Origin of the sequence: Streptomyces sp. NPDC050448 (assembly GCF_040655295.1) — a bacterium.
Lineage (GTDB): Bacteria > Actinomycetota > Actinomycetes > Streptomycetales > Streptomycetaceae > Streptomyces.
Genome location: NZ_JBFAJR010000025.1, coordinates 25,947 through 46,652 on the forward strand (window position 1 = coordinate 25,947; position 20,706 = coordinate 46,652).

Genomic DNA, 20,706 nt, shown 5'->3' on the forward strand with positions numbered 1-20,706 from the left:
GCTCCGGGGTGCCGGGGCCACTGGGTGTTTCTGTTGGGGTATTGCCGGTGGAACGGACCGCGAGCGGTGCGGTTTTTCGTAACCCGGACCCCCACAGACTCTCCGGGCGGTGTGACACCTGGAACGTCACACTTCCCATCGCACCGCCCGGAGCAAGAAGTCCGGATTACGAAAAACCGCACCGCTCGCGGTCCGTTCCACCGGCAATACCCCAACAGAAACACCCAGTGGCCCCGGCACCCCGGAGCCGCCGTCAGTACCGCAGAACCCCCGCAGTACCCGCAGTACACGCAGTGCACCTTCGCGTCGCCTCGGGCCGTCACCCCGGGTCGTGCAGCCAAACGGCGTTTCCCAAATCCCGCGTCTCCAATCTTTATGCGGGTGCCCCTTTGAACCTTGGGAGTTAGGCACCATGACCCAGTCGTCTGTGGAGCCCAAGACCACCGCGGAAGAGGCCGGCGACGGCTCTCGTACCCCCGCCGGGCGTTCTTGGCTCGACCGGTACTTTCACATCACCCACAGAGGATCCAGCGTCGGCAATGAAATTCGTGGCGGAGTCACGACCTTCATGGCCATGGCGTACATCCTCCTGCTCAACCCGCTGATCCTCTCCGGCAAGGACGTCGCCGGAGACACCATGAGCCAGAAGGCTCTCATCACCGCCACCGCGTTCGCCGCGGCCCTGACCACGCTGCTCATGGGCTTCGTCGGCAAGGTCCCGCTGGCGCTGGCCGCAGGCCTTTCCGTCTCCGGCGTGCTCTCGTCGCAGGTCGCCCCGCAGATGACCTGGCCGCAGGCCATGGGCATGTGCGTGATGTACGGCGTCGTGATCTGTCTCCTGGTCGTCACCGGCCTCCGCGAGATGATCATGAACGCGATCCCGCTCGCGCTGAAGCACGCGATCACCATGGGCATCGGCATGTTCGTCGCCCTGATCGGCCTCGTGAAGGCGGGCTTCGTCGGCAAGGGCTCCGAGTTCGGTCCCCCGGTCCAGCTCGGTTCGGTCGGCGAGCTCGCCGGCTGGCCCGTCCTGATCTTCTGCGTCACCCTGCTCACCATCTTCATGCTGCAGGCCCGCAAGGTGCCCGGCGCGATCCTGATCGGCATCGTCGGCGGCACCGTGCTCGCCGCGATCCTCAACGCCGTCGCGGACATCGACCCCAAGGCCTGGCGCAACGGTCCGCCGACCCTGGACGGCTCCGCGGTCTCGATGCCCGACTTCTCGCTCTTCGGCAAGGTCGAGTTCGGCGGCTGGGGCGACGTCGGCGTCATGACGGTCGGCATGATCGTCTTCACCCTGGTCCTGGCCGGCTTCTTCGACGCGATGGCCACCATCATCGGCGTCGGCACCGAGGCCAAGCTCGCCGACGACAAGGGCCGCATGCCGGGTCTGTCCAAGGCGCTGTTCATCGACGGTGCCGGCGGCGCCATCGGCGGCCTCACCGGCGGCTCCGGCCAGACCGTGTTCGTCGAGTCCGCGACCGGCGTCGGCGAGGGCGCCCGCACGGGCCTCGCCTCCGTCGTCACGGGCCTGTTCTTCGCCGCCTGCCTCTTCTTCACCCCGATCACGCAGATCGTCCCGGGTGAGGTCGCCTCCGCGGCCCTGGTCGTCATCGGCGCGATGATGATGCAGAACGCCCGACACGTGGACTGGGCCGACACCGCGACCGCCATCCCGGTCTTCCTGACCGTGGTGGTCATGCCCTTCACGTACTCGATCACCCCGGGTGTCGCCGCCGGTGTCATCTCCTACGTGGCCATCAAGATCGCGCAGGGCAAGGCCCGCGAGATCGGTGCCTTCATGTGGGTCCTGACCGGTGTCTTCCTGGTCTTCTTCGCCCTCCACCCGATCGAGGCGTGGCTCGGCGTGAAGTAAGGCCGGGCCACTGATCCGGCCCCGACCCTCCACGCATCCGATACTGGAACCGAACCCCTCCGAGGAGGCCGCAATGCTGGACATCGCCGACGAACTGAACCGGTGGGTCGAGCAGGGACGTGACTTCGCCGTGGCCACCGTGGTGGCGGTCGGCGGGAGCGCGCCCCGGCAGCCCGGAGCCGCGCTCGCCGTCGACAGCGAGGGCACGGCCATCGGATCGGTTTCCGGCGGATGTGTGGAGGGCGCGGTGTACGAGCTGTGCCGGCAGGCGCTGGAGGACGGCCAGACCGTCCTCGAGCGCTTCGGCTACAGCGACGACGATGCCTTCGCCGTGGGCCTGACCTGCGGCGGGATCATCGACATCCTCGTCACCCCGGTCCCCGTGGGATCCCCGGCGCGGGAGGTGTTCGCGGCCGCGCTGGCCGCGGCCGCCCGCGGGGAGGCCGCGGCGGTCGCCCGGATCGCGGAGGGGCCGGCCGGGCTGAGGGGCCGCGCCGTACTCGTCCGGGGCGAGGGCGGCCACGAGGGCGGTTTCGGGGGGCACCCCGAGCTGGACCGCACCGTCGCCGAGGAGGCCCGCGCCATGCTGGACGCGGGCCGGACCGGCGTGCTGGAGATCGGCGCCGACGGCCGGCTCTGCGGCGAGCCGCTCAAGGTGCTCGTCGAGTCCAGCGTCCCGCCGCCGCGGATGATCGTCTTCGGTGCGATCGACTTCGCGTCCGCCCTGGTGCGGATCGGCAAATTCCTCGGCTACCACGTGACCCTGTGCGACGCGCGGCCCGTATTCGCGACGAAGAACCGTTTCCCCGAGGCGGACGAGATCGTCGTCGAATGGCCGCACCGCTACCTCGAGGCCCAGTCCTCGGCGGGCTCGGTGGACGGCCGGACCGTCCTGTGCGTGCTCACCCACGATGCCAAGTTCGACGTTCCGCTCCTCGAGCTGGCCCTCAGGCTCCCCGTCGCGTACGTCGGCGCCATGGGCTCCCGCCGCACCCACGAGGACCGCAACAAGCGGCTCCGCGAGGTCGGCGTGACCGAGCTCGAGCTGGCCCGGCTGCGCTCCCCGATCGGCCTGGACCTCGGCGCCCGCTCCCCGGAGGAGACCGCGCTGTCCATCGCCGCCGAGATCGTCGCGAACCGCCGCGGCGGCTCCGGCGCGGCCCTCACCGGAGCGCACATACCGATCCACCCGGACACCTCGAACACGGTGATCGGCAGGATCGGCTCCGTCGCTTGAAGAACGTGAAGAAGAGCGCGTGAAGAAAAGGGCGTGACCCGAGGGTTGCGCCCTTTTGCCGTTCCGCCTATTTTACCGGCCGGTAACAGCGCCTTCCCGCAACGGAGTTGAGCGGATGTCCCGGACCGCACGCACCACCCGCAGCGCCCGTCCGCCCGTACGCATGCTCCTCGCCGGCTGTGTGCTGGCCGTGGCCTCGCTCGCGGCGGCCCCGGCATCGGCCTCAGCCCCGGCCGCCGGCCCGGTCTCGGGCCCGGCCTCCGCCCCGGCCGCCTCCGGCCCCGGCGTGCGAGAGGTGCTGTTCGTCGGCAACAACTGGGAGGGGACCGCCGATGTGCTCGCCTCCACCGGCGACCTCGCCAAGATCGGCCGGATCAACATGATCCCCGACAAGGAGGAGCGGCTCCGGGAGATCTACCTCAATCCCGTCAAGCTCGGCTTCTTCCTCGGCATCCGCAACACCGCGGGCGAGGGCCACGACCAGTTCGTGGACGACATGTACACCACCCCGGACGGCTCCGCCGTGGTCGCCTCCCGCCCCAGCTTCGCGGACGTCGTCTCGATCGACGTGCGGACGGGCCGGGTCAACTGGCGCTTCCCCGTCGCCGGCTACCGCTCCGACCACATGGCGGTCTCGCCGGACGGCACCCGGGTCGCCGTATCCGCCTCCACCGCCAACACCGTGCACGTCCTGGACATCGCCACCGGGCGGCAGGTCGGCTCCTTCTCCACCGGCGACAAGCCGCACGAGAACACCTTCACCCGTGACGGCCGCTACCTGTGGAACAGCTCCATCGGAGACGTGACCTCCGCCCTCGATGCGCCGTGGCTGGACTGGACGAAGGGCGACCGGAAGATCACCGTCGTCGACGCGCAGACCTTCCGCACCGTCCGCGTGATCGACATGCGCGAGCGGCTGGACGCCTTCGGCCGCCGGGACCTGTCCGACGCCGTCCGGCCGATGTCGTTCAGCCCCGACGAGTCCAAGCTCTACTTCCAGGTGTCCTTCTTCAACGGGATCGTCGAGTACGACGTGGCCGCCGACCGGATCACCCGGATCAAGGAGCTCCCCCGCAACCCCGCGACCAACCCGGACCGCACGACCTGGGTCAACGACTCCCGCCACCACGGCCTGTCCATGAGCCCGGACGGGGCCAAGCTCTGCATCGCGGGCACCATGGACGACTACGCCACCGTCGTGGACCGTGTCACCCTCACCGAAGGGCCGCTGGTGCAGGCCGACAAGCCGTACTGGGCCACCGTCGACGGGGACGGCACGGCCTGCGTGATCTCCGAGAGCGGCGCCGACCGGGTCACCGCCATCGACTTCGCCACCGGGGCCAAGCGGGTCTCCGTCCCCGTCGGCGACCACCCCCAGCGCGTCCGCCTCGGCCACGTCCCGACCGGCTGGACGGGCCCGCAGCCGCAGTAGGCGCAGACCCTGCCGAGGCGCTGCGGGTTTCCGGGGCGGCGGGGCGGGCGGACCGTCCCGCCGCCGGGCGGAAGAGGGGGTCAGGCGGGTAGCGAGATGCGGGCCGCCGACATGCCGAAGGAGGGGCTCCAGGGCCCGGGGGCCCGCCCGGCCGGCTTCGGGTACAGGTCCTCGTCGCGGTAACGGCGCACGCTCTGGTGCCAGTTGAGGACGGCGGCCATCCAGTCCTCCAGTTCCCGCACGTACGCGTCGAGCGAGGCGCGCGCCTGCCGGTCCAGGCCGTGGTCCTCGTACAGCACCGGCAGCTGGTTGTCCCGGATGTGCTCGAACTCCCGGGTGCGCTGCACCATCAGGTCGGCGACGATCGCGAACGCCTGCGGGTAGCCGATGTCGAAGAAGTTCTGGGTGACGAGGACATGGTTGTGGACCTCGCCCTCGACCTCGATCTCCTTCTGGTACGAGTGAAGGTCGTTGATGATGCATCCGACGTCCGCCGCCGCGGTCTCGAGCGAGCGCAGCACACCGTCCCGGTAGACCTCGGGCGGGACGCCGTCGTCCTCGTGGCCGAACTTGGCCAGGAACATCGTCAGGTACGTGCCGAACGTGAAGCGGCGCATCTCGGCGTAGTCGACCGGGTCGGGAATCCGGTTCACGGCGGCGTTGCCGATCTCCCAGACCCAGCTGTCCAGCATCCCGGTCACGTGCCCGCGGAACTCCGTGCGCATCGGGGCGCTCATCCCGGCGACGGTCCGGGCCCACAGCTCCTTCAGGCTCCGCTCCATCGCGGTGACGGGCTCCGGGGCCTCCGCCGGGTCGACCGGGATCATGGAGATCAGCCGGTCGGTCGCCGCCCGGGCCGCGCCGGGGGACTTCGACCCGGCGAAGACCTTGGGGTAGTAGTCGTCCGCGTAGGTGCCCCAGGCCAGCCACTGCGCGTTCAGGCTCAGCGCCTCGGGCGTGGCGTCGGGGTCGATGCCCGCCGAACACAGGGCGAAGTCCATGCCGACCAGCTTGGCCTCGTCCCAGATGTCGGATCCGGGGTCGCCGGGCCGCGGATGCAGCAGGCCCATCTTCCGGCACCAGACCACCAGTTCCCGGCGCGCCCGGTCCAGGTGCGGACTGAGGGTGAGCGTGAACGGCATGCGGAACTCGGGCAGCAGCGAAGGGCCCACCTTCTGGAACGGCACGTGCGTGAAGCTGCGCCGGCGCAGGTCCATGGAGCGGGGGGTGAACAGCGAGCGCAGGTCGAGGGCGGCGGTGCCCGGTCCGCTGGGCATGAAGGGCAGGGTGAGCGGGGCCGCCGTCCCCTTGGCCTCCTCGTTCATGTAGCGGCTGGAGACCATGTGCCATTCGTGGCCGCCGGACTGCCAGTCCTGCAGGCCCTTCGCGTACGCGAGGACGGACGCCAGCTCGACGGGGTCGAGGCCGTGCTGGGCGGCGAGCGCGGGGACCTCGGCGAGGGCGGTGTACTCGAACTGCTGGAGCCGAGAGGTCAGCAGGTCGTTCGACAGGTCGGCGGCCTCCTGGGTGGTGCACTTCAGGAAGGTCTCCAGGACCAGGACGGCGTTGGAGAGTTCGCCCTCCTGCTCCACCTCGCGCTGGTAGGAGAAGATGTCGTTGCGGATGTGCACCGCGTCGGAGAAGGCGTCGCGGAGCACCTCGAGCGGGCGCGCGTGCGCGACCCTTGCCGGCACCTCGGCGGACACGTACTCGATCAGCCCGGCGGACCAGGGCGCGCCGCCGACCTTGCGGCGCATCTCGATGTACTCGAGCGGATTGGCCACCCGGCCGATGTTGATGTTGTGGAGCTCCCACATCGACTCGTTGAGGAGGTTCCTCGTCGACTCGGAGAATCGTTCCCGCCAGTCCATCGACATCGCGGGCACGGTCCGCGACCACAGGTTTCTGAGGCCCGCCTCGACCGGGTTGGCCGGCTCGGGGAACCCGTCGGCGAGGTCCATCGGCATGAAGGCGGCCAGCCCGTCGAGGTACTTCTTCGCGCCCTCGCGGTCCTGGGTGCGCTTGTAGACCTCCAGGAAGTGGTCGTCGAAGAAGAACACCCACACGTACCAGTCGGTGACGAGGTTCAGCGCGTCGCCGTCGCAGTCGGGGTGGGTGTACGAGCACAGCAGCGCGTAGTCGTGCGAGTCGAGGTCCTTCTGCTCCCAGACGCCGGACCCCTCCAGCATCCCGAAGTCGCGGGCCCACCTTCTGGTGTGCGTTCTCGCGGCCTCCAGATGGGGGTTCAGTCGCGCCGGATACGGCACATAGAAATCCGGCAGTTGAAACGGCTGTGTCACGGCGGGATGGGCCTTTCCGTCCGAGGGTGCGGAGGCCTTTGGCTGCGGCCCCCCGCACGAGATCAGCAGGGCCTTACCCCTGTGGCCGTGGGGATATGGGGGAGTTCACTGCTTCAGGTGACGGCGGTGTCGTTCCGTGGCGGCGAGGCCCGGTGACGGCTAGAGGAGCCGTACGGGGCCGCGCGGGCGGGGTCTGGTGCGCGCGGTCGCAGGGCGTGGACGGGTCGGCGATCGAACGCCATATGACCGTTCCGCGTTCGCGGAACTCCGCCGGGGGTGGGCCGCTGCCGGGCGCGGTACGGGTGACGGGTCAATTCCAAGGGCGCCCGGTATAGCCGCCGTCACACGGCGTTCGAATTTATTCGAAGGGTGTGGAGGGGGTCCTTCCGAAGGTATTGCGCCGAAAACGGACGGCGTATGTATCCGGCCAGTGGTGGCCGGATGTGGCCAGAGTGAAAGCGAAACCATTGACTCTTTCCGTCACCTGCGTGTCTACTCGGTGCACCGGTCGGGCAATACGGCGGATGCACCTCCCGTGCATATCAACCGCCGTGACCGGTCGACCCATTGATGTGCGCAAGCACGCGAAAAGAGGGGGAATTACATGAACAAGATTCTTGCCGTCCTGCGCAGCGCCCCGATCTGCCGGGATCTCTCGTTCGTCAAGAAGAGCGAGCCGAGCCTGAAGCAGAGCGCCTGGTACTTCTGGTACTAAGCCGGAAAATCCAGCACCGGGCCCGTACCCGGCAGAGCCGGCCCCGACTCTCCGGTTCTGCCGTGTACGGGCCTTCCGCATTCCCCGGAGCCCTCATATGCCAGCCATGCCCCACACGGATTCGCGTACGCGCCGTGCCACCGTATTCGCCCCGCGACTCCAGGCGCTCATCGACGACCACCTCGGCAAGGACCTCGTCCGGCTGGAGCCCGACACCATCGGAATTGCGGGAGCGGAACTCTCCGACAGGATTCTCGCCGCGCGAAAGGCCACCGAGACCGAGCGGCCGACATTCAAGCCCCTGCACGGACGGTCCATTTCCAAGACCGAGGCCTCTTCGGTGATGCGCACCATCGGAAAAGACGTGCGCAAAGCCCTGGAAGGCCCGATACCAGCGGATACGGACCTGTCGGGACCGTGGCCCCTCACCGGTCACAAGTTCCTGCGCGATCTGATCCTGCGCGACGATCCCCGCCGGCTGCGGATCCTGATGTCCCGGACGCTGGAGATCGACCCGAAGCTGACCTGGTCCACCATCGTCGCCGGAGCCGCGCTCCCGCGCCGGCCCCGGCCAGGCCCGCACCTGACGCACATCGCCGGCCTGTTCGCCGAGGCCGAGGGCTACCACGACCGCCGGTACGCCATGGGCATGTACCGGCGCGCGGCCGCCCCGGTCTGCTTCACCGTCTCCACCCTCGTCGCCAACGCCCTGTGGCTCGGCGCCCCCTTCGACGACGGCGACTCGAACCGCAACATCCTTTACGAGGCGATGCGGCTGCTGCCGCCCTCCTGGAACCTGCTGCGCAACCGCAGCCCCGAGTACCCCGCCCTCGACTCCCGCATCGGGCCTGGCGACGACGTACTCGTACTGCCGCTGCTCACCCACCGCGACCCCGCCCTGTGGGACGCCCCGCTGGAGTTCCGGCCCGCCCGCTGGGACACCCTCGACCCGGACGCCACCCCCGGGTACATGCCGTTCGGCCACGCGAGCGAGCGCTGCTGGGGGCGCCACATGGTGATGCCGCTGGCGGAACTCCTGCTCGACCACATCCGCCGGACCGGACTCGTCGTCGCCCCCGGCCAGCGCACCGCCGATGTGCCGCTCGTCGGCCTCCTCGGGGTGAAGACCGTCCACATCGGCCACAAGAACCGGGTGCAGCATGCGTGACCGCAAGGCCCAACACCCCGAGATCGTGGAAGTCCTGGACGCCGACTGGCATGACCACGCGCACGAGATCTACGGGAACTGGCGGCGCGACGGAGGCATCCGGTACGCCCGCTACCCCGGCCCCGGGGCGGTCGAGGGCTGGGTCGTCACCGGACACGCGGAGGCCAAGGCCCTGCTGGCCGACCCCCGGCTGTCGAAGAACCGGGCCGCCCAGCGGTTCGGCCGGCGCATCGGGCTCACCGAGGGGCCGGGCGCGGCGATGTTCTCGCACATGCTCAACGCCGACCCGCCCGACCACACCCGGCTGCGCCGGCTCGTACAGAAGGCGTTCACCGCCCGCCGCACCGCGGGCCTGCGCCCCATGATCGAGCAGCTCGTCACGCAACTGCTCGACGCCCTCGAAGGCAAGGCCGAGGCGGAGCTGATCTGCGAGTTCGCCCTCCCGCTGCCGGTCGCCGTCGCCTTCGAGCTGTTCGGCGCCTCCGACGCGGACCACGAGATCCTCCAGGTCCGGGGCAACAGCCTCGGCGGCGGCCAGGGCGACGGCGAGGTCTCCGTCTTCACAGCGGAGAGCATGGTGGCCTACCTCCGCGCCCTCATCGCCCTCAAACGCGAGAACCCGGACGACGACGGGCTGCTGTCCGCCCTGCTCACCGCCCGCGACGAGGACGGCGACGCCCTCACCGAGGACGAGATCACCTCCATGTCCTTCCTCCTCGTCGTCGCCGGCCACCAGACCACGGTCAACCTCGTCGCGAACGGCATCCACGCCCTGCTCACCCACCCCGACCAGCTGGCCGCGCTGCGCGCCGACCCGGTACGGGTGCAGGGCGCGGTCGAGGAGGTCCTGCGCTACGAGTCCCCGTCCGGCCTCGCGTCCCTGCGCTACGCCACCGAACGCATCACCGTGGGCGGAGTGACCATCCAAAAGGGTGACTTCGTACAGATCTCGCTGCTCGGCGCCGACCGCGACCCGGCCGTCTTCACCGACCCCGACCGGTTCGACATCGGTCGGCCCGACGCGGGCCGGCACCTGGCCTTCGGACACGGCATCCACCACTGCCTCGGGGCGCCGCTCGCCCGCCTCCAGGGCGAGATCGCCCTCACCAGGATCATCGAACGCTTCCCCCGCCTGCGCCTCCACGAGGAGCACGAGGCGCGGTGGCAGTCCAACCCCCGCCACCGGGGCCTGCTCAGCCTGCCCGTACGGCTGGGCTGAGGGGGGCCGACAGCCGAGAAGCCGCCCTCCGCGCCCCGGCAGGGGACGGCGAGGAGGGCGGCTTCTTCGCTGCGGATGACGTGCCCGCGGACTACTCCGCCTCGCCCTCCAGATTGCCCTCCGTGTCCAGGTACACCTGGCGCAGGGACTCCAGGATCTGCGGGTCCGGCTTCTCCCACATGCCGCGGGACTCGGCCTCCAGCAGGCGCTCCGCGATGCCGTGCAGGGCCCAGGGGTTGGCCTCCTCCAGGAACGCGCGGTTCTCCGGGTCCAGGACGTACGTCTCGGTCAGCTTGTCGTACATCCAGTCCGCGACCACGCCCGTGGTGGCGTCGTAGCCGAAGAGGTAGTCCACCGTCGCCGCCAGCTCGAAGGCGCCCTTGTAGCCGTGGCGGCGCATCGCCTCGATCCACTTGGGGTTGACCACGCGGGCGCGGAAGACACGGGACGTCTCCTCGACCAGGGTGCGGGTCTTGACCGTCTCCGGGCGGGTGGAGTCGCCGATGTACGCCTCCGGGGCCGTGCCGCGCAGCGCGCGCACCGTGGCCACCATGCCGCCGTGGTACTGGAAGTAGTCGTCCGAGTCGGCGATGTCGTGCTCGCGGGTGTCCGTGTTCTTCGCGGCCACCGTGATCCGCTTGTAGGCGGTCTCCATCTCCGCGCGCGCCGCCCGGCCCTCCAGGCCGCGGCCGTACGCGTACCCGCCCCACACCGTGTAGACCTCCGCGAGGTCGGCGTCCGTACGCCAGTCGCGGGAGTCGATCAGCTGGAGGATGCCGGCGCCGTACGTGCCCGGGCGCGAACCGAAGATACGGGTCGTCGCGCGGCGCTCGTCACCGTGCTCGGCCAGGTCCGCCTGGGCGTGGGCCCGGATGAAGTTCTGGTCCGCCGGCTCGTCGAGCGAGGCCGCCAGCCGGACGGCGTCGTCCAGCAGGCCGATGACGTGCGGGAACGCGTCCCGGAAGAAGCCCGAGATGCGCAGCGTCACGTCGATGCGCGGGCGGCCCAGCTCGTCGAGCGGGATCGGCTCCAGGCCGGTGACACGGCGCGAGGCCTCGTCCCAGACCGGGCGGATGCCGAGCAGGGACAGCGCCTCGGCGACGTCGTCGCCCGAGGTGCGCATCGCGCTGGTGCCCCACAGGGACAGGCCGACGGAGGCGGGCCACTCGCCGTTGTCCGTGCGGTAGCGGTTCAGCAGGGACTCGGCCAGGGCCTGGCCGGTCTCCCACGCGAGGCGGGAGGGGACGGCCTTCGGGTCCACCGAGTAGAAGTTCCGGCCGGTCGGCAGCACGTTGACCAGGCCGCGCAGCGGCGAGCCGGACGGACCCGCCGGGACGAAGGAGCCGTCCAGGGCGCTGACCACGTGCGCGATCTCGTCGGTGGTGCCGGCCAGGCGCGGGACGACCTCCCGCGCCGCGAAGTCCAGTACGGCCGCCACGTCCGCCGAGTGTTCAGCCGCGACCGAAGCCACCGCCTCCGGGGCCCAGTTCGCGTCCTCCATCGCCTGCACCAGCGCGCGGGCCGCCTCCTCCGCCTCGTCGGCGGTGGTACGGGTGGCCGCGGACTCGTCCAGGCCGAGCGCCTCGCGCAGACCGGGCAGGGCCGTGGTACCGCCCCAGATCTGACGGGCGCGCAGGATCGCCAGGACCAGGTTGACCCGGGCCGCACCGGTCGGCGCACCGCCCAGGACGTGCAGGCCGTCGCGGATCTGGGCGTCCTTGACCTCGCACAGCCAGCCGTCGACGTGCAGCAGGAAGTCGTCGAAGCCGTCGTCGTCCGGGCGCTCCTCCAGACCCAGGTCGTGGTCGAGCTTCGCGGCCTGGATCAGCGTCCAGATCTGGGCGCGGATGGCCGGCAGCTTGGCCGGGTCCATCGCCGAGATCTGCGCGTACTCGTCCAGGTGCTGCTCCAGGCGCGCGATGTCCCCGTACGACTCCGCGCGCGCCATCGGCGGCACCAGGTGGTCGACCAGGGTGGCGTGCACGCGGCGCTTGGCCTGGGTGCCCTCGCCCGGGTCGTTGACCAGGAACGGGTAGATGAGGGGCAGGTCGCCCAGCGCGGCATCGGGCGCGCAGGCCGCGGACAGGCCGGCGTTCTTGCCCGGCAGCCACTCCAGGTTGCCGTGCTTGCCCAGGTGGATCATCGCGTCGGCGCCGAAGCCGCCGTCCTGCGCGCGCGCCTGGATCCAGCGGTACGCGGCCAGGTAGTGGTGCGAGGGCGGCAGGTCCGGGTCGTGGTAGATCGCGATCGGGTTCTCGCCGAAGCCGCGCGGCGGCTGGATGAGGACGAGGAGATTGCCGCGGCGCAGGGCCGCGAGGACGATGTCGCCCTGCGGGTTGGCCGAGCGGTCCACGAACATGTTGCCCGGGGCCTCGCCCCAGTGCTCCTCGACGCTTTCGCGCAGCTCGGCCGGGAGCTCGGCGAACCACCGCTTGTAGTCGGCGGCCGGGATCCGGACCGGGTTGCGGGCCAGCTGCTCCTCGGTCAGCCAGTCCTGGTCGTGGCCGCCGGCCTCGATCAGGGCGCGGATCAGCTCGTCGCCGTCGCCGGAGACCAGGCCGGGGATGTCCTCGACGGGGCCGAAGTCGTAGCCGCCCGCGATGAGGGTGCGCAGCAGCTCCACGGCGCTGGCCGGGGTGTCGAGGCCGACCGCGTTGCCGATGCGGGAGTGCTTGGTGGGGTACGCGGAGAGGACCAGCGCGATCTTCTTGTCGCGGCGCTCGATGTGCCGCAGCCGGGCGTGGCGGACGGCGATGCCGGCGACGCGGGCGGCGCGCTCGGGGTCGGCCACGTACGCGGGCAGGCCGTCCTCGTCGAGCTCCTTGAAGGAGAAGGGGACGGTGATCAGACGGCCGTCGAACTCGGGCACGGCGACCTGCGTCGCGGCGTCGAGCGGGGACAGGCCCTCGTCGCTCTCCTCCCAGGCGCTGCGCGAGCCGGTCAGGCAGAGGGCCTGGAGGATCGGGACGCCGAGCGCGGCCAGCGCGCCCGCGTCCCAGGACTCGTCGTCGCCGCCGGCGGAGGCGGTGGCGGGCTTGGTGCCGCCGGCGGCGAGGACGGTGGTGACGATCGCGTCCGCCGACTCGAGCGCGGCGATCAGCTCCGGCTCCGGGGCGCGCAGGGAGGACACGTACAGGGGTACGGGCGTGCCGCCGGTCTCCACGATCGCGTCGCACAGGGCGTGCACGAAGGCGGTGTTGCCGCTCATCTGGTGGGCGCGGTAGTACAGCACGGCGATGCGCGGACCGTACGGGCGTACCGGCGTGCGCTCCAGCGGGCCCCAGGTGGGCGCGGCGGCGGGCGGCTCGAAGCCGTGGCCGGTGAGCAGCACGGTGTCGGAGAGGAACCGGGCCAGCTGGTCCAGGTTGCCGGGGCCGCCGTGGGCGAGGTAGCCGTGCGCCTCGGCCGCGATGCCGATCGGGACCGTGGAGGCCTCCATCAGCTGGGCGTCCGGAGCCTGTTCGCCGGTGAGGACGACCACGGGGCGGGTCTGCTCGGGGGCCAGGAGCAGGTCGAGGCCGTCCTGCCAGGCGCGCAGGCCGCCGAGGAGGCGTACGACGACCAGGTCGATGCCGTCGAGCAGCCCGGGGAGGTCGTCGAGGGGAAGGCGGGAGGGGTTCGCGAACCGGTACGGCACGGGGCCGTCCGCGGCGCGGGCGCTGAGCAGATCGGTGTCGGACGTCGACAGCAGCAGGATCATGCGGCGGCAGGCCTTCCTCGGGGTTTCCGCGCCCCGGGCAGTGAGGACAGCGGGAGTTCCTGACTTACCCGGCGGATTGCTCCGCAGGGTTCACAGTGGCGGGACCGCGCCGGAATCGCACCGGGCTTCCTCCCATGTCGCCGTCCTCGGCGATGGCGGGGCCATCTGGCTCCGCCGGTGGTCATCTTAGGCGGCGTTCTCCCTGGCCGGGAGTGGGGGTGGCGGTGGGCCGGGCGCACGGCCGGCGCACTGCGCCCGCGTCGCGCGGGCGCGCGCCGACCCGCTGCACGGCGCGCGGATGCCCGCCCTGCGCCGCCGCCGGACCGGCCGCTGCGCGGGTGATACCCGGGCCTTGGGCCGCCTCGTCGCGCGGGGCGCCGGGCTGCTGTGATGCGGGCGTGGTCCCGAGGCTTGGGCCGCCTCGTCGCGCGGGTGATGCCCGGGCCTGGGCCGCCTCGTTGGGCGGGGTGCGACTTTACGCCCCGCGTCGTTTCGCTGCGCCGGCGCGTCGGCGCGTCGCCGAGGCTTGGGGCACCGGCAGGGCGTACTCGGCGGCGGGTGGTCAACTCACCGGCCGTGGCAGCCGGAGCAGGCGCGCGGGCCCCGTGCTGCCCCTGGGGCGGTGTCCGGCCAGGTCGGGCCCGAAGCGGCGGGGTGGTGACGGCCACAGGTCGGGGCGGGGCAATCGTGGGTATGCTCGCCGCCATGCCGCCCCAGCCCCCCTCCGCCGCATCGCGGGACGAACCCGTCATACGCGATCGCGGTGACGCCTGCCCCGGTGCGCTGCGGCTGCACGCTGCGGACGACGGGTTCCTGGCCCGGGTCCGGATACCCGGCGGGATGCTCGACGAGGGCGCGGCCCGGCTGCTGGCGGATGCCGCGGACCGGCTCGGCGACGGGCACATCGACCTCACCTCGCGCGGCAACGCGCAACTGCGCGGGCTCGGTGCGAGCTGCGGCGGCGAACTGCAGACCGTGCTCGTCCGCGCCGGACTGCTGCCCGCGCCCGCCCACGAGCGGGTCCGCAACATCGTCGCCTCGCCGCTGACCGGTCTGGACCGGCGCGGTCTGCCCGACGTGGCGCCCTGGGTCGCGGAGCTGGACCGGCTGCTGTGCGCGAGCGCGCCCGCGACCGGGCTGTCCGGACGCTTCCTGTTCGCCCTCGACGACGGCCGCGGCGACGTGACCTCGCTCGCCGCGGACGTGAACCTTGGCGCCCGGGACGCCGACCGGGCCGTGCTCTGGACGGCCGACCCGGCGGACGCCGTGCTCGTGGCCGCGGCCGACGCGCCCCGGGCCGCCCTCGAAGCCGCCGTGTACTTCCTCGACGCGGTACGGGAAGCCGGAACCCGGGCCTGGCGGGTTGCCGAGCTCCCCGCCGAACAGGCCCTGAACTCCGCCGAGTTGGCCGCACGGCTGGCCGCCGCCGGCATCGAGGCCTCCGTCGTACGGGAGAACGCCCCCCACTGCCCGGCCCCCGAGCCCGGCGTGGTCGAGGGCCCCGACGGCACCGCCGCGCTCAGCGTGCTCGCGCCGCTGGGCCGCCTGACCACCGCCCAGTGGCGCCGGCTCGCCGGCCTCACGGGCCGCATCCGCCTGACCCCCTGGCGCGGGATCGTCGTCCCCGGCCTGCCCGCGCTCGCCGCCGACGGCGCCCTCGCCGGCCTCGCGGACGCCGGACTGGTCACCGCCCCCGACGACCCGTGGCGGTCCGTCACCGCCTGCACCGGGCGCCCCGGTTGTGCCAAATCCCTCGCGGACGTACGCGCCGACGCGCGGGCCGTCGTCACGCAGGCGCCGACCGGCCCCTCCCCGAGCCCTTCGAGCAGGGGATGCCCCGTGCCCGTGCACTGGTCCGGGTGCGAACGCCGGTGCGGACACCCCCGCGGCACCGCGTGGGTGGACGTGGTCGCCACCCCGGCGGGGTACGACCTCTCCGTGGCGGGCCGTACCCCGCGCCGCGGTCTGCGGACCTCCGAACTTCCCGCGTCCCTCGCGGACGCACGCCGCACCACCTCCCACGACGCAGCGAAGAAATGAGCGAGTACACAGTGTTCGAGTACGAGAAGGACGGCGCGGCGATCTACCGCCAGTCCTTTGCCACGATCCGCGCCGAGGCGGACCTTTCCGGGCTGCCCGCCTCCGTCGCCCAGGTCGCGGTGCGCATGATTCACGCCTGCGGAATGACCGACCTGCCCCAGGACCTCGGCTACACCCCGGACGTCGTGCTGCGCGCGCGTGCCGCCCTGACCGCGGGCGCGCCGATCCTCTGCGACGTGCAGATGGTCGCCAGCGGCGTCACCCGCAAGCGGCTGCCCGCCGACAACGAGGTGATCTGCACGCTCTCCGACCCGGCCGTGCCGGCCCTCGCCGCGAAGATGGGCACCACGCGCAGCGCCGCCGCCCTCGAAGTCTGGCGCGACCGCGGCCTGCTGGAGGGCTCCGTGATCGCCGTCGGCAACGCGCCGACCGCGCTGTTCCGGCTGCTGGAGATGATCGAGGAGGGCGCCCCGCGCCCGGCCGCCGTCATCGGAGTCCCGGTCGGCTTCATCGGCGCCGCCGAGTCCAAGGACGCGCTCGCCGCCCACGCCTGCGGGCTCGACCACCTGATCGTGCGCGGCCGGCGCGGCGGCAGCGCCATCGCGGCCGCCGCCGTCAACGCGATCGCGAGCGAGGAAGAATGAGCACCGGAAAGCTGTACGGCGTCGGGCTCGGACCCGGCGACCCCTCCCTGATGACCCTGCGGGCCGTCGAGGTGATCGCCGAGGCGCACGTCGTCGCGTACCACAGCGCCCGCCACGGCCGCTCCATCGCCCGCTCGATCGCCGCCGGGCACCTGCGCGCGGACCACATCGAGGAGCCGCTGGTCTACCCGGTCACCACCGAGACCACCGACCACCCCGGCGGCTACCAGGGGGCGATGGAGGAGTTCTACGAGGCCTCCGCCGCCCGGCTGGCCGCGCACCTGGACGCCGGCCGGACCGTCGCCGTGCTCGCCGAGGGAGACCCGCTCTTCTACGGCTCGTACATGCACATGCACAAGCGGCTCGCCGACCGGTACGAGGCGGAGGTGATCCCCGGTGTGACCTCGGTGAGCGCCGCCGCCGCCCGGCTCGGCACCCCGCTCGTCGAGGGCGAGGAGGTGCTGACGATCCTGCCCGGCACCCTGCCGGAGGAGGAGCTCACCGCCCGCCTCGCCGCCACCGACTCGGCGGTCGTGATGAAGCTCGGCCGTACCTTCCCCGCCGTGCGGCGGGCGATGGAGGGCAGCGGCCGCCTCGCAGAGGCGCGTTACGTCGAGCGCGCGACGATGGAGGGCGAACGGACCGGCGTCCTGGCGGACACCGACCCCGAGAGCGTCCCGTACTTCGCCGTCGCCGTCGTGCCCAGCCGCATCGGCAACCCGGGCAGCGTGCCGTCCGGGCCCGGCGAGGTCGCCGTGGTCGGCACCGGGCCGGCCGGGCCGCTCTGGCTCACGCCCGAGACCCGGCGGGCGCTGGCCGACGCCGAGGTGCTCGTCGGGTACACCACGTACCTGGACCGCGTACCCGTGAAGCCGGGCCAGATCCGGCACGGCTCCGACAACAAGGTCGAGTCGGAGCGCGCCGAGTTCGCGCTCGACCTCGCCCGCCGCGGCAAGCGGGTGGCCGTGGTCTCCGGCGGCGACCCGGGCGTCTTCGCCATGGCCACCGCCGTCCTGGAGGTCGCCGGGCAGCCGGAGTACAAGGACGTGCCGGTACGGGTCCTGCCGGGGGTGACCGCCGCCAACGCGGCAGCCGCCGCGGCCGGGGCCCCGCTCGGCCACGACTACGCCACGATCTCCCTGTCGGACCGGCTCAAGCCCTGGGAGGTCATCGCGGAGCGGCTGCGTGCCGCCGCCGCGGCGGACCTGGTGCTCGCCCTGTACAACCCGGGCTCGCGCAGCCGGACCTGGCAGGTCGCCCAGGCCAAGGAACTGCTGCTGGAGCTGCGTTCACCGCAGACCCCGGTGGTCGTCGCGCGGGACGTGGGCGGTCCGGAGCAGTCGGTGCGCATCCTCCCGCTCGGCGAACTGGAGCCGTCCGAGGTGGACATGCGTACGATCCTGCTGATCGGGTCATCGCAGACCCAGGTCACGGAGCGGCCGGACGGCTCCCGGGTCACCTGGACCCCGCGCCGCTACGCGTGAGCACCGGCTGAGCGCGCGAACGCCGGGGTCCGGGACGGTCGTTGACCGTTCCGGGCCCCGGCGTCGTCATGCGCGTCCCGGCCGTGCGCCGGACGGGTCAGTCCGCGGCGCGGAGCCGGTCGAGGGCGGCCCGCACCGAACCCGCCTCCGGGACGCCTGCCGGGACCGGGGGCCGGCGGACGACCAGGACCGGGATGCCGGCCTCGCGGGCCGCGGTGAGTTTGGGGGCGGTGGCGGAGCCGCCGCTGTCCTTGGTCACCAGGACGTCGACCCGGTGCCGCGCGAGCAGCTCCCGCTCGTCGTCCAGGGTGAACGGGCCGCGGGCGAGCAGGACTTCGAGGCGCGGCGGCACCGGTGCGGCCGGAGGGTCCACCGAGCGCACCAGGAACCAGGTGTCGGCCAGGTGCGCGAACGCGTGCAGGCCCATCCGGCCGGTGGTCAGGAAGGCCCGGCCGCCGAGATCCGGCAGCAGCGCGGCCGCCTCGGCGAGGGAGCCGGCGAAACGCCAGTCGTCCCCGGGGCCGGGGCTCCACCCCGGGCGGCGCAGCGCGACCAGCGGGACGCCCGTCAGCGCGGCCGCCTCGGCCGCGTTGAAGCTCATCCGCTCCGCGAACGGGTGGGTGGCGTCGGCCAGGTGCGTGACCCGGTGGGCGGTGATCCAGGCCGCGAGGCCTTCGGGGCCGCCGAAGCCGCCGATCCGGGTCTCGCCCGGCGGGAGCACGGGCGCCGCGACCCGGCCGGCGAGGGACGTCGTCACCCGGTACGCGGGATCCCCGGCCAGCGCCTCCGCGAGGCGGCGGGCCTCCGTCGTGCCGCCCAGGATCAGGACATGGGGCCGAGCCCCGTCAGCAGACATGCCGGTCGCGCTCGGGCGAGTACAGGTGGCTGTCGCGGAACTGCTCGGCGCCGAGCGTACGGCCCACCACGATGACCGCGGTGCGGACCAGGCCCGCCCCCTTCACCTGGGCGGCGATGTCCGCCAGCGTGCCGCGCAGGATCAGCTCGTCGGGGCGGCTGGCCATCGCCACCACCGCCACCGGGCACTCGGCCCCGTAGTGCGGCAGCAGTTCACCGACGACCCGGTCCACGTAACGCGTGGCCAGGTGCAGGACCAGCAGCGCGCCGCTGCGGCCGAGCGTGGCCAGGTCCTCGCCGGGCGGCATCGGGGTGGCCTGCTGGGCGATCCGGGTCAGGATCACGGTCTGGCCGACGGTGGGGACCGTCAGCTCCCGCTTCAGCGCGGCCGCCGCCGCCGCGAACGCCGGGACGCCGGGCACCACCTCGTACGGGATGCCGGCCGCGTCGAGCCGGCGCATCTGCTCCGCGACCGCGCTGAAGATCGACGGGTCGCCAGAGTGGAGCCGCGCCACGTCCTCGCCCGCCGCGTGGGCCCGTACGCACTCGGCGATGATCTCGTCGAGGTTCAACTGCGAGGTGTCGACCAGGCGGGCGTCCGGCGGGCACTCGGCCAGCAGTTCGCGCGGGACCAGGCTGCCCGCGTACAGGCAGACCGGGGCGGCGGCCAGCGTCCGGGCACCGCGCACCGTGATCAGGTCGGCGGCGCCGGGGCCCGCACCGATGAAGTACACGGTCATGTCGTCTGATCCTTTTCGTTCTCTGCGGTCGCTTCGGTGAAGTCCTGTGTCCGCGGCCAGGGCTTGGTCACGGACCACTGGGTGACCGGCATCGCCTGCCGCCAGCCAGTGAAACCGCCGACCGGCACCGCGTGCGCGACGGCGAGCTTGACCAGGTCGCCGCCGTGGCGCCGGTAGCGCTCGGTGAGGACCGCCTCCGACTCCAGGGTCACGGTGTTGACCACCAGCCGGCCGCCCGGGGCCAGGGCCGCCCAGGCCGCGTCCAGCAGGCCCGGCGCGGTCAGCCCGCCGCCGATGAACACCGCGTCGGGGGCGGGGAGTCCGGCGAGGGCCTCGGGAGCGGCGCCGGTGACCACGCGCAGCCCCGGGACGCCGAGCGCCGCCGCGTTGCGGGTGATGCGGGCCGCCCGCTCGGGGATGCGCTCCACGGCCACCGCCCGGCACGAGGGGTGCGTCCGCATCCACTCGATGCCGATGGAGCCGGATCCGCCGCCGATGTCCCACAGCAGCTCGCCGGGGGCGGGGGCGAGGGCGCACAGGGTCGCGGCCCGGACGTGGCGCTTGGTGAGCTGGCCGTCGTGCTCGTACGCGGCGTCGGGCAGGCCGGGGGTCGCGCCGAGCCGCGGGACCTCGCTCTCCGCGTCCCGACGGCAGTCCACGGCCACCACGTTGAGGGGGTCGCCGGGCGCGTGGTCCCAGCCGTCGGCCCGTCCCTCGTACGTGTCCTCGCGCTCGGAGCCGAGCTGCTCCAGCACCCGCATCCGGCTCGGGCCGAAGCCCCGCTCTCGAAGCAGAGCGGCGATCTCGTCCGGGGTCTCCGCTCCGGCGCTGAGCACCAGCACCCGCCGCCCCTCGTACAGCGCGGCCGCGAGCCGGGCCACCGGGCGGCCGACCACCGTGACCACCTCGGTGTCCTCCACCGGCCAGCCCAGGCGGGCGCAGGCGTACGACACCGAGGAGGGGTGCGGGTGGACCCGCAGGGCCTCCGGCCCGAGCTCCTGCGCCAGGGCCCGGCCGATCCCGTAGAACATGGGGTCGCCGCTGGCGAGCACCGCGATCCGGCGGCCCGCGTGCTCGGCCATCAGCTTCGGCACGGCAGGCCGCAGCGGGCTCGGCCAGGCCACCCGCTCGCCGGCGCACTCACCGGACGGCAGCAGGTCCAGCTGCCGCGGTCCGCCGATCAGCACCTCGGCCCCGGTCAGCGCGGTGCGCGCGGCGGCGGTGAGCCCGGCCCAGCCGTCGGCGCCGAGGCCGACGACCGACACAGGTACGGGGGGCGGTGCGGAGCTCACGGCG

General features: G+C 72.6%; 13 protein-coding genes and 1 riboswitch. Of the genes, 8 read left to right on the plus strand and 5 right to left on the minus strand.

The features are described 5' to 3' along the window. Positions 1-412: 412 nt before the first annotated feature. From AB0I68_RS26190 to AB0I68_RS26200, 3 genes are all read left to right on the plus strand, one after another. Entirely contained in the window at positions 413-1,876 is a 1,464-nt protein-coding gene (locus AB0I68_RS26190) for an NCS2 family permease (protein WP_363179810.1), read from the plus strand. A 73-nt stretch (positions 1,877-1,949) separates the two neighbouring features. Continuing rightward, entirely contained in the window at positions 1,950-3,113 is a 1,164-nt protein-coding gene (locus AB0I68_RS26195; RefSeq protein ID WP_363179811.1) for an XdhC/CoxI family protein, read from the plus strand. A 163-nt stretch (positions 3,114-3,276) separates the two neighbouring features. Continuing rightward, positions 3,277-4,545, plus strand: coding sequence for a YncE family protein (locus AB0I68_RS26200; RefSeq protein ID WP_363179875.1), 1,269 nt, complete (start codon positions 3,277-3,279; stop codon positions 4,543-4,545). 80 nt (positions 4,546-4,625) lie between these two features. Here the strand turns inward: AB0I68_RS26200 and AB0I68_RS26205 are convergent, their stop codons facing one another. Continuing rightward, complete coding sequence (locus AB0I68_RS26205) at positions 4,626-6,845, minus strand: germacradienol/geosmin synthase (RefSeq protein WP_363179812.1); 2,220 nt, start codon at positions 6,843-6,845, stop codon at positions 4,626-4,628. 821 nt (positions 6,846-7,666) lie between these two features. Here AB0I68_RS26205 and AB0I68_RS26210 point away from each other — a divergent pair. Both AB0I68_RS26210 and AB0I68_RS26215 read left to right on the plus strand, forming a co-directional pair. Beyond that, positions 7,667-8,728: a cytochrome P450 gene (locus tag AB0I68_RS26210; RefSeq protein ID WP_363179813.1), complete on the plus strand. Its 1,062-nt coding sequence runs from the start codon at positions 7,667-7,669 to the stop codon at positions 8,726-8,728. Continuing rightward, complete coding sequence (locus AB0I68_RS26215; RefSeq protein ID WP_363179814.1) at positions 8,721-9,947, plus strand: cytochrome P450; 1,227 nt, start codon at positions 8,721-8,723, stop codon at positions 9,945-9,947. Before AB0I68_RS26210 ends, AB0I68_RS26215 begins: the two co-directional genes overlap by 8 nt. Before the next feature lie 91 nt (positions 9,948-10,038). On the opposite strand, the gene cobN is transcribed toward AB0I68_RS26215, so the two are convergent. Next, positions 10,039-13,647, minus strand: coding sequence for a cobaltochelatase subunit CobN (cobN, locus tag AB0I68_RS26220; RefSeq protein WP_363179815.1), 3,609 nt, complete (start codon positions 13,645-13,647; stop codon positions 10,039-10,041). Positions 13,648-13,700: 53 nt separating this feature from the next. Continuing rightward, a riboswitch (cobalamin riboswitch) is annotated at positions 13,701-13,779 on the minus strand. 573 nt (positions 13,780-14,352) lie between these two features. Here cobN and cobG point away from each other — a divergent pair. Genes cobG through AB0I68_RS26235 form a run of 3 tightly spaced genes read left to right on the plus strand, consistent with a single transcriptional unit; the run spans position 14,353 to position 17,815 of the window. After that, positions 14,353-15,687, plus strand: coding sequence for a precorrin-3B synthase (gene cobG / locus AB0I68_RS26225; protein WP_363179816.1), 1,335 nt, complete (start codon positions 14,353-14,355; stop codon positions 15,685-15,687). Next, complete coding sequence (locus AB0I68_RS26230; RefSeq protein WP_363179817.1) at positions 15,684-16,331, plus strand: precorrin-8X methylmutase; 648 nt, start codon at positions 15,684-15,686, stop codon at positions 16,329-16,331. The genes cobG and AB0I68_RS26230 overlap by 4 nt, the downstream gene beginning before the upstream one ends. After that, positions 16,328-17,815 carry a precorrin-2 C(20)-methyltransferase gene (locus AB0I68_RS26235; RefSeq protein ID WP_363179818.1) on the plus strand — a complete coding sequence of 496 codons (1,488 nt, stop codon included), beginning with the start codon at positions 16,328-16,330 and terminating at the stop codon, positions 17,813-17,815. The genes AB0I68_RS26230 and AB0I68_RS26235 overlap by 4 nt, the downstream gene beginning before the upstream one ends. 97 nt (positions 17,816-17,912) lie before the next feature. On the opposite strand, the gene AB0I68_RS26240 is transcribed toward AB0I68_RS26235, so the two are convergent. From AB0I68_RS26240 to cbiE, 3 genes are read right to left on the minus strand one after another with little or no spacing between them, the layout of a single operon-like run. Beyond that, positions 17,913-18,671: a cobalt-precorrin-6A reductase gene (locus AB0I68_RS26240; protein ID WP_363179819.1), complete on the minus strand. Its 759-nt coding sequence runs from the start codon at positions 18,669-18,671 to the stop codon at positions 17,913-17,915. Beyond that, positions 18,661-19,410, minus strand: coding sequence for a precorrin-4 C(11)-methyltransferase (gene cobM, locus AB0I68_RS26245; protein ID WP_363179820.1), 750 nt, complete (start codon positions 19,408-19,410; stop codon positions 18,661-18,663). Before cobM ends, AB0I68_RS26240 begins: the two co-directional genes overlap by 11 nt. Continuing rightward, a complete protein-coding gene (gene cbiE / locus AB0I68_RS26250; RefSeq protein WP_363179821.1) occupies positions 19,407-20,702 on the minus strand; it encodes a precorrin-6y C5,15-methyltransferase (decarboxylating) subunit CbiE in 1,296 nt (431 codons plus the stop codon). Before cbiE ends, cobM begins: the two co-directional genes overlap by 4 nt. Positions 20,703-20,706: the final 4 nt, after the last annotated feature.

What these genes read in the sequence shown, in the direction of transcription:
- cobG (WP_363179816.1), top strand. Translation starts at nt 14,353, where the DNA reads ATGCCGCCCCAGCCCCCCTCCGCCGCATCGCGGGACGAACCCGTCATA.
- AB0I68_RS26235 (WP_363179818.1), top strand. Translation starts at nt 16,328, where the DNA reads ATGAGCACCGGAAAGCTGTACGGCGTCGGGCTCGGACCCGGCGACCCC.
- AB0I68_RS26190 (WP_363179810.1), top strand. Translation starts at nt 413, where the DNA reads ATGACCCAGTCGTCTGTGGAGCCCAAGACCACCGCGGAAGAGGCCGGC.
- AB0I68_RS26240 (WP_363179819.1), bottom strand. Translation starts at nt 18,671, where the DNA reads ATGTCTGCTGACGGGGCTCGGCCCCATGTCCTGATCCTGGGCGGCACG.
- AB0I68_RS26230 (WP_363179817.1), top strand. Translation starts at nt 15,684, where the DNA reads ATGAGCGAGTACACAGTGTTCGAGTACGAGAAGGACGGCGCGGCGATC.
- AB0I68_RS26210 (WP_363179813.1), top strand. Translation starts at nt 7,667, where the DNA reads ATGCCCCACACGGATTCGCGTACGCGCCGTGCCACCGTATTCGCCCCG.
- AB0I68_RS26195 (WP_363179811.1), top strand. Translation starts at nt 1,950, where the DNA reads ATGCTGGACATCGCCGACGAACTGAACCGGTGGGTCGAGCAGGGACGT.
- cobN (WP_363179815.1), bottom strand. Translation starts at nt 13,647, where the DNA reads ATGATCCTGCTGCTGTCGACGTCCGACACCGATCTGCTCAGCGCCCGC.
- AB0I68_RS26215 (WP_363179814.1), top strand. Translation starts at nt 8,721, where the DNA reads ATGCGTGACCGCAAGGCCCAACACCCCGAGATCGTGGAAGTCCTGGAC.
- cobM (WP_363179820.1), bottom strand. Translation starts at nt 19,410, where the DNA reads ATGACCGTGTACTTCATCGGTGCGGGCCCCGGCGCCGCCGACCTGATC.
- AB0I68_RS26200 (WP_363179875.1), top strand. Translation starts at nt 3,277, where the DNA reads ATGCTCCTCGCCGGCTGTGTGCTGGCCGTGGCCTCGCTCGCGGCGGCC.